The following is an 11,953-nucleotide window of genomic DNA, read 5'->3' as shown; positions in this document are numbered from 1 at the left end:
ATACTTTTTTAATTCAATGGTGAATTGAAAATTTAGGTAAGCTTATTTAAAGAGATTTATTGCTGAAAAGAACCATTTTCAAAAGCTGTTCCTATCACTACAAGATCTGCCCCCGCCTCATAAGCCAACTGAAGTTGTTGTGTGCTGCGTATTCCACCGCCAACGATAATTGGAATATCAAGGGCATTTTTCACCTCCTGAATTATTTCCGCGGAAACCGGATTCTTCGCTCCACTACCCGCTTCCAGGTAAATAATTTTCTTTCCGGAATACTGGCCAGCCAGCGCTGTATTTACGATCTGCTGAATATTATTTTGAGCTAACGGAAGTGTATTACTCTCTTTCTGCACCGAAGTTTCTCTGCCGCCATCTATCAAAATATAACCGGTTGGAATTATTTCAAGATTTGTATTTCTGATCTTTTCTACGGAACGAACCTGTTGCTCTATCAAAAATTCAGGATTTCTACCGGAAATGAGACTTAAAAAGAGTAAAGCATCGGCATGGGAAGAGATCTGGCTATGATCTCCGGGAAAAAGAATAATTGGTAAACCTGTCCGGTTTTTTAGAGCTTTCACAACTTCACAGGTTCTTCCCTTTTCCACCGTACTTCCACCAACGAAAATATGAGTAGTTTCCTCTGGTAGTTTTCCAACAAATTTTGAGGCTTCAGATTCATCAAATTTATCGGGATCTATGAGCACCGCAAGCATTTTTCGGCTCTCATAAGCTGCCTGCTGAATTTCCTCCAGATAACTTTGAACTTCTATCATCAGGCTTTTTGCTTAGAATTAGAAGCCATTGCGTAAACACAGGTGAAATTCTCGAATTCCAGGAAATTAATATCAAACCAGTCATCAATTCCGTTAAACCTAACATGCGTGGTGGTTTCAGCATCATCAAAATCAAAGTCGGTTACATTAATATGTTGTAAAAAACCGACTCCGGGCTGCGCCAGCATTTTATAAACCGACTCTTTTGCTCCCCAAACAATGGTGAGTTTTCTAATTAGTGCTTCTTCATTCGCTAGCGTATGATATTCATCCAGTGGAGTGAATTTATTAGCGATCTTCAGGATCTTTTCGCGCTGCTTTTCAATATCTATCCCAACGTCCATATCGCTGATGATGATCGCGGTAAAATTAAAGGAATGGGTAATAGAGATATATTTGTCATCCTTTAGATGTGGTTTCCCCAGGTCATCGTAATAAAGATCATGATCTGTATAACCAGCTTCAGCCATCAAATGTCTGATGCTCATAAAACCACGTCGGTGGATTTCAGACTTCATTCCGTCCACTCTTTTCTGGCAATGATCTGTTAATTCAACACCTTCAGATAGCCACTCAAAAGATTCTTCAACCTTCCAAATGAAGACTTTAGTACGTTCATCAACTGTTATTGTTTTAAAAAGAGGCATAAAATTTCTAAGCTTTTCCTTATTTTTGCAAGCACAAAAATTGCTAATATTCAAATATAATAATATGTCGACTAAAACAGTACCGTATACCGCCTATAAAGTAAAAGATATTGAGCTTGCCGAATATGGGCGCCGCGAAATAGAACTTGCTGAAGCTGAAATGCCAGGTCTTATGGCACTTCGCAAGGAGTATGGAGAATCCAAGCCACTTAAAGGAGCGAGAATTGCGGGTTGTTTACACATGACTATCCAGACTGCTGTACTTATAGAAACACTTGTTGCTCTTGGGGCAGATGTAACCTGGAGTTCATGTAATATTTTCTCTACCCAGGATCATGCTGCTGCTGCGATCGCTGCTGCCGGAATTCCTGTGTATGCATGGAAAGGAATGACTGAGGAAGAATTTAACTGGTGTATCGAGCAAACTCTTTTCTTTGGAGAAGAGCGCAAGCCATTGAATATGATCCTTGATGATGGGGGAGATCTTACCAATATGGTTCTTGACGAATATCCAGAGCTTGCCGAAGGCATCAAAGGACTTTCTGAGGAGACTACAACCGGAGTTCACAGACTTTATGAGCGTATGAAAAAAGGAACACTTCCTATGCCTGCGATCAATGTGAACGATTCTGTGACCAAGTCTAAATTTGACAATAAATACGGATGTCGTGAGAGCGCAGTGGATGCGATTCGTCGTGCGACAGATGTGATGCTTGCTGGAAAAAGAGTTGTTGTTTGTGGATACGGTGACGTTGGTAAAGGAACCGCGCAGTCTTTTAAAGGTGCTGGTTCTATTGTAACTGTTACCGAAATTGATCCTATCTGTGCATTACAGGCGGCTATGGATGGTTTTGAAGTGAAGAAACTGGAAACCGTGCTTCCAAAGGCAGATATCGTGATCACAACTACCGGAAATAAAGATATTGTTCGCGCTGAGCATTTCGAAGCGATGAAAGATAAAACGATCGTTGCAAATATTGGTCACTTTGATAATGAGATCGCTGTTGCCTGGTTGAATGAAAAACACGGAGATTCTAAAGTAGAGATCAAACCACAGGTTGATAAATATACTATCAATGGGAAGGACATCATCCTTCTTGCTGAAGGTCGTTTAGTAAACCTTGGATGTGCAACGGGTCACCCTAGTTTTGTAATGAGTAACTCATTCACGAATCAGACTTTAGCTCAAATGGAACTTTGGAATAATACCGATAAGTATAAGAATGAGGTTTATATGCTGCCTAAGCATTTAGATGAAAAAGTAGCGAAACTTCACCTGGAAAGAATTGGAGTTGAACTTACTGAACTTAAACAAGATCAGGCTGAATATATCGGAGTTGAAGTAGCAGGGCCGTACAAGCCAGAATACTACAGATACTAATTATTAGATTAGTATATAAGATCAAAAAAGCCTCGCAATTTGTGAGGCTTTTTTGATTAACATTCATATTTTTTATACGAAAGAGTTAATTTTTAAAAAATTATACTATTTTTAAATTCTGATATACATCAGATTACTGATCTGTGTTGAGGATTAACAGCCCTATCTGTTTTGAAGTTGGATTGCGATTAGATGATTTATTGAACTCGTAATTAATGATTTTAAAAACAGGGGAAGCCGAAAACCTATAAGAGTAGGCAAGATTCTTAAACCATTTTCATGAAAAATTCAGTATTACTAGGCTTGGTTATGTTAACCTGTAGCCTAGCAGGGGCACAAAGTGTAAAAGAACCAGATTTTATTGGTGAAGCTTTTATTTTAAAATCAGACTCCACAAGTATACCTCTAGAAAAAGAAACCGTAAAAATCAAAACCAAAGCCGGAGCCAGCGTATATATTGTTGGAATCGGTAAGGTTAAATCTAAAATTGAAGTGGATGGATGTTGCTCTAATGTTCGAACTTCAAAAATAAAGGACTTAATATTGTAGTAAGATCTGTTGATAATCAAACCGATCCATTATCGATCATTAGTCTTTTTAGATTTGATTCGAACAGAAAAGCACGTAAAGCTGAACTATCTTCTACCGGAACTTTTTCAGGAGGATCTAATAATAACCTTGAATACGTAATGTTTCAGGGGAAAAAATTTGGTGAATCTTCTTACATTATTACCGTTCCAGAAATTGAAGATGGTGAATACGGGATCATCGTAAAGAACCCGAACTCACTGGATGAAAAGAGCACTATCGTTTCAACCTTCGGAATAGGAAACTAAGATTATTCTTAAAAAAAAGCCTCGCAAATTGCGAGGCTTTTTTTATTCAGGTTAGTATTGAAAAAATTATTCTGCTCTTTCAAGCTGTCCAACTTTCTCCCACTCAGGATCAATATTAAGGCTCACGCAAATATGAACATCATCTCGATTACTTTTAAATACAACGTCAGAATTATCATTAGCCAACCTAGCGGTCACTTCATCTGGACTTAATTTATACATCGCTCCTGTAATTGGATCTACCACAAGACCGATGATTCCTCCAAATACGATATTACCAATATACCATTCATTGAATTTCTTGGATAAGGTTGCTGAATATGGCTTATAACCATCCATTTTTATAGCTACTTTGTATTCCTGGTTTCTTTTCAGATCTTTTTCTACCGGAGTTTTACCAATCTCCACTTCATTAATGTAAACTGTTGCCGCTGCTGGCATTGAATTAAACCTAATAGTTTGTCTGGAGCCAGATACAATGGTTGCGCAGCTTTGTAAAATTAAAAGGCCAGCCAGAGGAAGAATTTTGAATAGATTTTTCATTTAAAATTTAGATTAGATTAGTCGAGAGTCAGTTTATATTGAGGCAGGCTCGACACGCTGCCTTCAAATTTATATAGGTCAATATTAAGTCTGTAACAACTGCTCCATAGGTCTGGTTCTTTTTTCTCTACAACCTTCACGATATTTGCCCCGTTTTTTCTAGCTTCTAATCTTGCTTTGTTCAGGATGCTATTAAAACTGCAGTCTGTAGAAAATCCGGAATCCTGAAATTTCAGACTTCCGATCTTTACCACCTTTTGTGGAACTTCATGTTTAAGATCTAAAAACGCCACCTCGTCATTTGCCGATAAGGCCGGTTGAGCATTAGTAAGATTGGATTTGATCTTAGGGCTACAGCCTGCAACCACAATGATCAATAAAACAACAAGTCTTTCCATAACTATTTAAGCATGAGTTAATTTCAAATTTTTGCGGCGTGAATTTATATTATTTTTAGACTCAAGAGTGAATTTTCTCAAAATATTTTTCGAGTGTTAAAATTTTCGATTCCAATATTTGCTGAATTAGCCTTAAATTGAGGTTTTATTGAACCTGAAAACCATTATAACTGACTAATAAAATTCATCAAGAATATGAAAAAATCAATATTACTCTTACTAATGTTCGCTATGATCACGAGCTGTAAGGATGAAAAAAAGAATGATTCCGCTGAAAAAGAAGAAAACCGTGTAAGCGCTCAATTTGACAGTATCCTGAACAATTATTATGAAGATGGATTGAAGCTGAATCCAATTTCGGCTACTACTTCCGGAGATATGCGCTATAATGACCAATTCCCTAATTTTCTTTCACAGGAATATGAGGACAGCCTGAGAAATTATTATACGAATTATAAAGAAGAGATCTCACAGATCAACGACAACGATCTTAGCGATACTGAAAGAATGAGCAAAGACATCCTTGAATGGGAATGTGACATGAATCTTGAGGCAATGGAATTTAAAAAAGGGAAATATATGCCTATAGACCAGATGTGGTCTGTTAATCTTTTTATGGGTCAGCTGGCTAGCGGTGCGGGAGCTCAGCCATTTAAAACCGTAGAAGATTATGAAAACTGGATGAAAAGGGTTGACGGTTATTTAACCTGGATGGAATCTGCTGAAAAAAATATGAGAGAAGGCATGGAAAAAGGCTATGTTCTACCTGCTTCACTTATTCAGAAAGTAATTCCGCAGATGAAGTCGATGACAGATGCAGATATGGAAAATCATTTATTTTACGGACCTATAAACAATATGCCAGATAGTTTTTCTGAAGAAGAAAAGAAACAGATTACGGAAAATTACAGGAAAATGATCAAGGAAAAGGTGATCCCGCAATATGAGAAAATGCATAGCTTTTTAAAAGATGAATACCTTCCGGAAGGTCGTGAATCAAGCGGAATTGCAGGAATTCCTGATGGTGAAGCATACTACAAACACCAAATCAAGCTCTACACAACTACCGATATGACTGCTGAAGAAATTCACCAATTAGGTTTAGATGAAGTAGAACGCATTTCAAAGGAAATGGAAAAAGTAAAAGAAGAAGTCGGTTTTGATGGAGATCTAAAATCATTCTTTAATTATGTGCGAGAGAATAAAGATCTGATGCCTTATACTAAACCCGAGGAAGTGATCGCAAATTTTGAACAGATCCATGAAACAATGAAACCTAATATTGACAAGCTTTTTAGTGTTACTCCAAAAACAGAATTTGAAGTTAGACGAACCGAAGCATTTCGTGAAAATTCGGCCAGCGCCGAGTATAATCCCGGATCTCTTGACGGTACCAGACCGGGAATTTTCTATGTGCCAATTCCAGATGCATCAGCTTACAATACTTATAGCGACGAATCCTTATTTCTTCATGAAGCGATTCCCGGGCATCATTATCAGGTTTCTTTAACCCAGGAAAATGAAGAACTACCAGATTTTAGAAAAACCTTATGGTATAGTGGTTATGGTGAAGGCTGGGCATTGTATTCAGAATCACTCGGAAAGGAATTAGGGCTTTATACAGATCCTTACCAATATTTTGGAACTCTGGGTGCAGAAATGCATCGCGCAGTAAGACTAGTGGTTGATACAGGTTTACACAGCAAAGGATGGACTCGTGAAGAAGCCATTCAATATTCTTTAGAGAATGAAGCTGAACTGGAAGCAAGTGTGATATCTGAAATTGAAAGATATATGGCTAATCCCGGCCAGGCATTATCTTACAAGATCGGGCAATTAAAGATCAAAGAATTAAGAGAACGCGCGAGATCACAAATGGGAGATAATTTTGATATCAGAGAATATCATAAGGAAGTACTGGAAACAGGTTGTATTCCACTTCAACTTTTGGAACGTAAGATCCATAACTGGATCGCTGAAGCGAAGTAAGGTTTTTAGAAATAGCAGAAAGCCCTTCTGGAATTCGTCAAGCTGAACTTGATTCAGGATGACGATATTTAAAATCTCAGAAGGGCTTTTTATTTATAACCTGGTATGCTCTTCCCCAGAATAAAATCGCGCTCAATTAATTTAATTTCATCATTTTCCTGAAGCTTAACCACACCATCACTCCCACGTGGAGGATCTTCCATATGATGTCTGGTCAATAATGGATCTCCCTCAAAAAAATAAGCAGATAAGTAATAATAGCTACCGTCTGGTTCCAAAATTATAGGGTGAATATGAGCTGGGTTTTTTCCATCGGGATAACTACCGGGAATTTGCGAATAAAACGTATAACGACCATCCTTATCTGTCTTTATCCAGCCTCGAATATATCCATGCCGCTCAGCCCAGCCTTTTTCATCTCCTTTTGTTGGATAAACACCTTCAGCATTTGTATGATGAATATATAAAATGACATCTTTTGCCGGAGTGGTTCCATTGGCCTGGTAGATAACACCAGTGATCTTCAATTTATTTTCTGCGGAAGCGAATTCGGGAAGTGTATCTGTATTCTTCAGTTCACCTTCATATTCCAGAACTGCTTCACAACCTTCACAAGGACCACCAATCAACTCAAAGTCCTTATTTTCCTGTGATCTTGCGCAGGAGAATAGAAGCAATGATATTCCGAAAATGATGATCCTGAAGTACATGCTAATAAATTTAAGCATTTTAGCCCTAGTAATCAATTAGTTAAATTGATCCGGAAATTTATTCGTTTCATCTAAAATCCTATGCTCAAATAAACATTATTGACTGTTATTCAGTAATTTAGAGTATGACTTTAAATTGACCAAAAGATGAAACTATTAAAAATGATACCGCTTTTCACACTGCTGTTTTTATTCAGTTGTAATGATGCCGAAAAGAAAGAAGCCGATGACATGGACGATATGGCTGAACAGGCTGAAACACGTGATCCTGCTGAAATCAACAAACAATGGATAGACTCCTGGAATAAAAATGACGCCAGTACCCTGGATAGTTTGACTGCAGGTGACGCTGTTTTATATATGCAGGGAAAAACTATGAATACAGATAGCATCAGAGCCTGGTACAAAGAAACTGCGCCGATGATGGAAGGACTGAAAACAAGATCGGAAAAGAACTTTTCGGGAAAAGACCTTGCCTATGATGCGGGAACTTATAGTCACGGAGTCAAAGGAGACAGCACCGGAACTACTTTTGAAGGTGCGTATACCTTCATCTGGAAAAAGACCAATAATGACTGGAAACTTCAGGTTTTGAATATCACTGATAAAACTCCAGATTCAACCGCAGTTGAAATGGAAAATGAATAAAAAATCTTAGAAGCCTAAAAATAAAAGCCCTTTTAAGAAAGGGCTTTTATTTTTAGTTTAGTGAAGATTGAAAATTCTTCATCATCTTATAGATGCATTTAAATACAAATTTCCGCTTCTTTCTTCCCGGGGCTTTTTCAAACCGGAACTTAATAAACTTTCCTCCCGGTTCGTTGTTTGAAAACTGATAATTTGTACCGTCCAGAACAAAACGTGTCTTTTCAGAAAAGATAAAATCAGACACATATTTCTTTACCAACCTGCGTTTACCTGATGAGCCCTCCATAATTTTTGGTTATTGGTTAGAACAATTAAGGTACGAAAAAAATCAATTAGAGCTTTTTATATTATTTATCCCACGGCTAATTTTTGACTTTCTTTTAGAATATATGGAGGTATAGACTCTTCTAATTTCCACTCGATATTCATAGGTTTTTCTCCATTGTAGCTTTGAAATTCAACTTTACCTAAAAACACATAACCCATTGTAAATCCATATTCATCTTTAGCCTGTTCTCTCACAAATAATAGAACATTTTTCTCGCTATTGATATATGCCTGACCCTTAGGAGTATTTGGAGAAGCACTATTTTGTGTTTGCCAATGAAATAGGTTTTTATTCAGGGCATAATCCTCATACATAGTGGTAGGTGAATATTCTTTATCAGACTTCTTTAAAGTTACAAATAATGCTTCTGTATTTATTGATTTTTCATAAGATGCTCCTTCTCTGCTAGGTTTAGACTTTTTGAATTTATGCCTTCTAATTGCAACAAGTATTTGATTACGATTATATCGACTATGAATTTTTAATGGAAATGAGAATCCAAGTTCGATAGGCTTTTCTATAAAATCTATTTTCTCAATGCAAAAATCAACTACCTCTTTTATTTCCTTAACCATTTCAGGATTTCTGTTGATTTGATTGAGACTTTCTTGTAAATCCTCGAATCCGATATCGGGACCAGATTTCTGCCAGATATCGTAATGAAACATTAAGGCTTTTAAACGATCCTCTTCTGAATCTTCAGACACTTCAAAGTTTGTTACACATAATCTCTTTATAAAATTTAAATAGCTAACAGAATTACAATTTATCAATCTACCGGTAATGAAATTTGCTATTTCTTTTTCATTAGGTTCGAAGAAGTCTTCGATTACACCGGCATCTGCACACAACCTTTTCCAACTTCCTTTCTTATAAACTTGTTGTATTTCAAGATGATGAAAATCTAAAAAGTTCGAAAGATTGAGTGTTCTTGTAGAATGGTGCTTAAAAGTTTTAATTTTTTGAAGGAGCTGAGGTCTTCTAAATTCGGTAGCTTCTCTAATATTTCTAAGAATTACTTCTTTAGCCTTCCTTTCTAAAACAATAGAGCATCCCAAGGGTAAATGTGGAAATTCATCTTCAATTTCCTTAATTACAGAAGTATGTGTTTTACCGATTAGTGCTCTGAATTTATGCTCAAAATCATATTCTGGTCTAGCGTTCCCTACAAAATCTAAAACAGTAAGGCAATCCTTATTTTCTGCTAAACGAAGTCCTCTACCAAGTTGTTGCAAAAAGATTGTCAAGCTTTCAGTTGGTCTCAAAAAAAGAACTGTATCAATTTCAGGAATATCAACACCCTCATTAAAAATATCGACTACAAACAAATAATTAATCTCCTTTTTACTTAACCTGTCTCTTAATATTGTTCTATCTGAGCTATTTCCACTAACCAAATAATCAGCCTTTAGTCCGGCGAGAGTGAATTTGTCTGCCATGTATTTAGCATGATCTTGACTGACACAAAAACCCAATGCCTGCACATCATTGACATCAGTTAGATATTCCTCACAATTCTTAAGTATATCTCCAACCCGACGATCGTTCTCTGTATATAATTTGGTTAGTTCTTTGATCTCATATTTACCATTTTTCCAACTTACATTTGATAGATCAATAGAATCTGAAAGTGCGAAATATTGGAATGGAGAAAGTAGTTTTCTATTTAGGGCCTCTGGAAGTCGAATTTCGGCAGCAATTTTGTCATGAAAATCCTCAGTAATATCACCACCATCCATTCTTTCTGGTGTTGCCGTAAGACCCAATAATATTTGAGGATTAAACCTTTTTAATATAGGCCTATAGCTATCGGCCTTGATATGATGAACTTCATCAACAATAATATAATCGAAGAAATTTATGTCTAATTCTAGTTGGCTAAGCCTACTATTCAAAGTTTGAACTGAGGCAAAAAGCTGATCATATTTCTCAGGTTCATAACCTCCTACCCATAATTCTCCGAAATTTGAATCTTTCAAAACATGTTGAAACGTTTTTTGAGCTTGCTCAAGAATTTCCTTTCTATGAGCAACAAATAAAAATCTCGGATTTTGAATTGAGCTTTTAAATCTTTTGAAGTCGAAAGCAGATATTACAGTTTTACCCGTTCCTGTAGCAGCGACCACTAAGTTCTTGTTCCGTTTGTGGAGAATTCTCTCTGATTCTAGCTTAGAAAGAATTTCCTCCTGATAGGGATATGGTTTGAGGTCGAAAAATGATGTGATTTGATTTGCTCCTTGATAACTCTGCCTTTTTAATGAACTAATTAGTTTCTCTCTATCCTTATCTTTCTCGTAAGGTTCAAATTCTGGATCTTCCCAATAAGTCTCAAATGTTTTTTGAAACTTATCTATTATATGTCCTATTTCCTGGGTTGTAACTTTCAAATTCCATTCTAAACCATTGGTTAATGCAGATCTCGAAAGGTTAGAAGATCCTATATAGCCTGTATGAAAACCTGATTTCCTTAGAAAGAGATATGCTTTCGCATGTAACCGTTCATGTTCAACATTGTAAGACACTTTAATTTCTGTATTGGGCAATGTAGATAGATATTCTATAGCTTTAGGATCTGTTGCTCCCATGTATGAAGTTGTAATAATCTTTAATTTTCTACCACTACTTGTAAATTCCTCCAATTCCTTTTTGAAAATTCTAATCCCTGAAAATTTTATGAATGAAACAAGCCAACAAATTTCATCTGCAGAAAGGATTTCTTTTTTAATCTCACTCTCTAATGAGATTCCAGTATTATTCCCCGTAAACAATTCACTTTGGCTCAGTCGAGTATATGGTGTTATTTCTTTTAGTCGATCTTGTAAGTTTGAATGGGGAAAGTTAGACTTGGAAAAAACAGCTTCTAATATTCTTCCTTCATTTTCAATAAGGTTATCTGTTAGATCTAAATTTTGAAGTTCTTCAGCTAACAATTTTATAATCTTATTAGAGATTTCAATTTGCCTTATCGGCCTTTCTTTATCTTTGATTTCATTTAAAGCAAAACGGATTGTTTCTGATAAGTAGAGACTTAAATATTGGGACGCTTCCTCTTTATCTAAAGCGGTTTTACTAATATGAAATTTTTTACTGTCAAGTGAATCTAATTTATTAGCTACAAGTTTATTTATTAACTGCTCGTAAAGTCCTGTTTCAAAACTCATTTAAAATTTTGTATATAATATTGAACAATTGGAATATCTGCTTCGGCCCAATCAAATTTTTCTAATTGGCAAACAGTTGACCATTCTATCTTAGAATGTTCTTTTAAATCAATTTCTGAAGTTTGTAGGGAACAACGAAATGGTATGAGCTCTATAATCTTATTTTTAGAATATTCATGTGTGTTCGAAGGAAGACGCTGTTTGATATAAATATCTATTCCCAGTTCTTCTTTTATTTCTCTTCTAAGACAATCTTCTAATGTTTCTCCCTCTTCAAGTTTCCCACCAGGAAATTCCCATTTTAAAGGTAGACTCATCTTTTCACTCCTTTGAGCACATAAAATTCGATCGTTATATTCGATTAAGGCACACGTAACTTGAATCAATCCGATTTTTTCGATTATTAGTGAATTAAAAATACATGTTTAGTTAAACAATTTGTTTCAAATGTAATTTACTTTTTAACGCTCCACCAACATCTGCAACCAGAATAATTTTATAATTTTGGAATATTTCCAATTAAAAGGAATATTTCCTAA

13 protein-coding genes are annotated in these 11,953 nt (G+C 36.0%); 5 read left to right on the top strand and 8 right to left on the bottom strand.

Annotated elements, in window-relative coordinates; genetic code table 11:
* Window positions 1-56: 56 nt before the first annotated feature.
* Together RE431_RS13130 and RE431_RS13125 are read right to left on the bottom strand one after the other, a co-directional pair.
* On the bottom strand, window positions 57-773 hold the full coding sequence (locus tag RE431_RS13130) for a phosphoglycerol geranylgeranyltransferase (protein ID WP_309562446.1): 717 nt from the start codon (window positions 771-773) through the stop codon (window positions 57-59).
* On the bottom strand, window positions 773-1,420 hold the full coding sequence (locus RE431_RS13125; protein ID WP_309562445.1) for a 4'-phosphopantetheinyl transferase family protein: 648 nt from the start codon (window positions 1,418-1,420) through the stop codon (window positions 773-775). The genes RE431_RS13130 and RE431_RS13125 overlap by 1 nt, the downstream gene beginning before the upstream one ends.
* Window positions 1,421-1,484: 64 nt before the next feature.
* Here RE431_RS13125 and ahcY point away from each other — a divergent pair, with 64 nt between their 5' ends.
* The 3 genes from ahcY to RE431_RS13110 all read left to right on the top strand — a co-directional run bounded on the left by ahcY (window position 1,485) and on the right by RE431_RS13110 (window position 3,637).
* Window positions 1,485-2,801 carry an adenosylhomocysteinase gene (gene ahcY, locus RE431_RS13120; RefSeq protein ID WP_309562444.1) on the top strand — a complete coding sequence of 439 codons (1,317 nt, stop codon included), beginning with the start codon at window positions 1,485-1,487 and terminating at the stop codon, window positions 2,799-2,801.
* A 279-nt stretch (window positions 2,802-3,080) separates the two neighbouring features.
* The gene (locus RE431_RS13115) at window positions 3,081-3,350 is read left to right on the top strand and encodes a hypothetical protein (RefSeq protein ID WP_309562443.1); all 270 of its coding nucleotides are present in this window, start codon (window positions 3,081-3,083) and stop codon (window positions 3,348-3,350) included.
* A 140-nt stretch (window positions 3,351-3,490) separates the two neighbouring features.
* Window positions 3,491-3,637 carry a hypothetical protein gene (locus RE431_RS13110; RefSeq protein ID WP_309562442.1) on the top strand — a complete coding sequence of 49 codons (147 nt, stop codon included), beginning with the start codon at window positions 3,491-3,493 and terminating at the stop codon, window positions 3,635-3,637.
* A 66-nt stretch (window positions 3,638-3,703) separates the two neighbouring features.
* Here the strand turns inward: RE431_RS13110 and RE431_RS13105 are convergent, their stop codons facing one another.
* Together RE431_RS13105 and RE431_RS13100 are read right to left on the bottom strand one after the other, a co-directional pair.
* Complete coding sequence (locus RE431_RS13105) at window positions 3,704-4,180, bottom strand: PEGA domain-containing protein (protein ID WP_309562441.1); 477 nt, start codon at window positions 4,178-4,180, stop codon at window positions 3,704-3,706.
* 17 nt (window positions 4,181-4,197) lie between these two features.
* Window positions 4,198-4,578, bottom strand: a complete 381-nt coding sequence (locus RE431_RS13100) for a hypothetical protein (protein ID WP_309562440.1) — start codon at window positions 4,576-4,578, stop codon at window positions 4,198-4,200.
* Between the two features lie 195 nt (window positions 4,579-4,773).
* Here RE431_RS13100 and RE431_RS13095 point away from each other — a divergent pair, with 195 nt between their 5' ends.
* Window positions 4,774-6,567, top strand: coding sequence for a DUF885 domain-containing protein (locus RE431_RS13095; RefSeq protein ID WP_309562439.1), 1,794 nt, complete (start codon window positions 4,774-4,776; stop codon window positions 6,565-6,567).
* 89 nt (window positions 6,568-6,656) lie between these two features.
* On the opposite strand, the gene RE431_RS13090 is transcribed toward RE431_RS13095, so the two are convergent.
* On the bottom strand, window positions 6,657-7,277 hold the full coding sequence (locus tag RE431_RS13090; protein WP_309562438.1) for an intradiol ring-cleavage dioxygenase: 621 nt from the start codon (window positions 7,275-7,277) through the stop codon (window positions 6,657-6,659).
* A gap of 147 nt (window positions 7,278-7,424) precedes the next feature.
* On the opposite strand from RE431_RS13090, the gene RE431_RS13085 reads away from it, so the two are divergent.
* Window positions 7,425-7,925: a YybH family protein gene (locus tag RE431_RS13085; RefSeq protein ID WP_309562437.1), complete on the top strand. Its 501-nt coding sequence runs from the start codon at window positions 7,425-7,427 to the stop codon at window positions 7,923-7,925.
* A 52-nt stretch (window positions 7,926-7,977) separates the two neighbouring features.
* Here the strand turns inward: RE431_RS13085 and RE431_RS13080 are convergent, their stop codons facing one another.
* The 3 genes from RE431_RS13080 to RE431_RS13070 form a co-directional block, all read right to left on the bottom strand.
* Entirely contained in the window at window positions 7,978-8,211 is a 234-nt protein-coding gene (locus tag RE431_RS13080; RefSeq protein ID WP_309562436.1) for a hypothetical protein, read from the bottom strand.
* A gap of 65 nt (window positions 8,212-8,276) precedes the next feature.
* On the bottom strand, window positions 8,277-11,414 hold the full coding sequence (locus tag RE431_RS13075) for a DEAD/DEAH box helicase (protein WP_309562435.1): 3,138 nt from the start codon (window positions 11,412-11,414) through the stop codon (window positions 8,277-8,279).
* Complete coding sequence (locus RE431_RS13070; protein WP_309562434.1) at window positions 11,411-11,800, bottom strand: (deoxy)nucleoside triphosphate pyrophosphohydrolase; 390 nt, start codon at window positions 11,798-11,800, stop codon at window positions 11,411-11,413. The genes RE431_RS13075 and RE431_RS13070 overlap by 4 nt, the downstream gene beginning before the upstream one ends.
* Window positions 11,801-11,953 lie beyond the last annotated feature (153 nt).

This window comes from Christiangramia sediminicola, assembly GCF_031344135.1.
GTDB classification, from domain to species: Bacteria; Bacteroidota; Bacteroidia; order Flavobacteriales; family Flavobacteriaceae; genus Christiangramia; species Christiangramia sediminicola.
This window is presented reverse-complemented; position numbering and strand designations above follow the sequence as displayed.

Bases quoted from the DNA above. Each gene is read 5' to 3' on its own strand.
- RE431_RS13125 (WP_309562445.1), bottom strand. From the start codon at position 1,420: ATGCCTCTTTTTAAAACAATAACAGTTGATGAACGTACTAAAGTCTTC.
- RE431_RS13115 (WP_309562443.1), top strand. From the start codon at position 3,081: ATGAAAAATTCAGTATTACTAGGCTTGGTTATGTTAACCTGTAGCCTA.
- RE431_RS13090 (WP_309562438.1), bottom strand. From the start codon at position 7,277: ATGTACTTCAGGATCATCATTTTCGGAATATCATTGCTTCTATTCTCC.
- ahcY (WP_309562444.1), top strand. From the start codon at position 1,485: ATGTCGACTAAAACAGTACCGTATACCGCCTATAAAGTAAAAGATATT.
- RE431_RS13080 (WP_309562436.1), bottom strand. From the start codon at position 8,211: ATGGAGGGCTCATCAGGTAAACGCAGGTTGGTAAAGAAATATGTGTCT.
- RE431_RS13085 (WP_309562437.1), top strand. From the start codon at position 7,425: ATGAAACTATTAAAAATGATACCGCTTTTCACACTGCTGTTTTTATTC.
- RE431_RS13075 (WP_309562435.1), bottom strand. From the start codon at position 11,414: ATGAGTTTTGAAACAGGACTTTACGAGCAGTTAATAAATAAACTTGTA.
- RE431_RS13130 (WP_309562446.1), bottom strand. From the start codon at position 773: ATGATAGAAGTTCAAAGTTATCTGGAGGAAATTCAGCAGGCAGCTTAT.
- RE431_RS13105 (WP_309562441.1), bottom strand. From the start codon at position 4,180: ATGAAAAATCTATTCAAAATTCTTCCTCTGGCTGGCCTTTTAATTTTA.
- RE431_RS13110 (WP_309562442.1), top strand. From the start codon at position 3,491: ATGTTTCAGGGGAAAAAATTTGGTGAATCTTCTTACATTATTACCGTT.
- RE431_RS13100 (WP_309562440.1), bottom strand. From the start codon at position 4,578: ATGGAAAGACTTGTTGTTTTATTGATCATTGTGGTTGCAGGCTGTAGC.
- RE431_RS13095 (WP_309562439.1), top strand. From the start codon at position 4,774: ATGAAAAAATCAATATTACTCTTACTAATGTTCGCTATGATCACGAGC.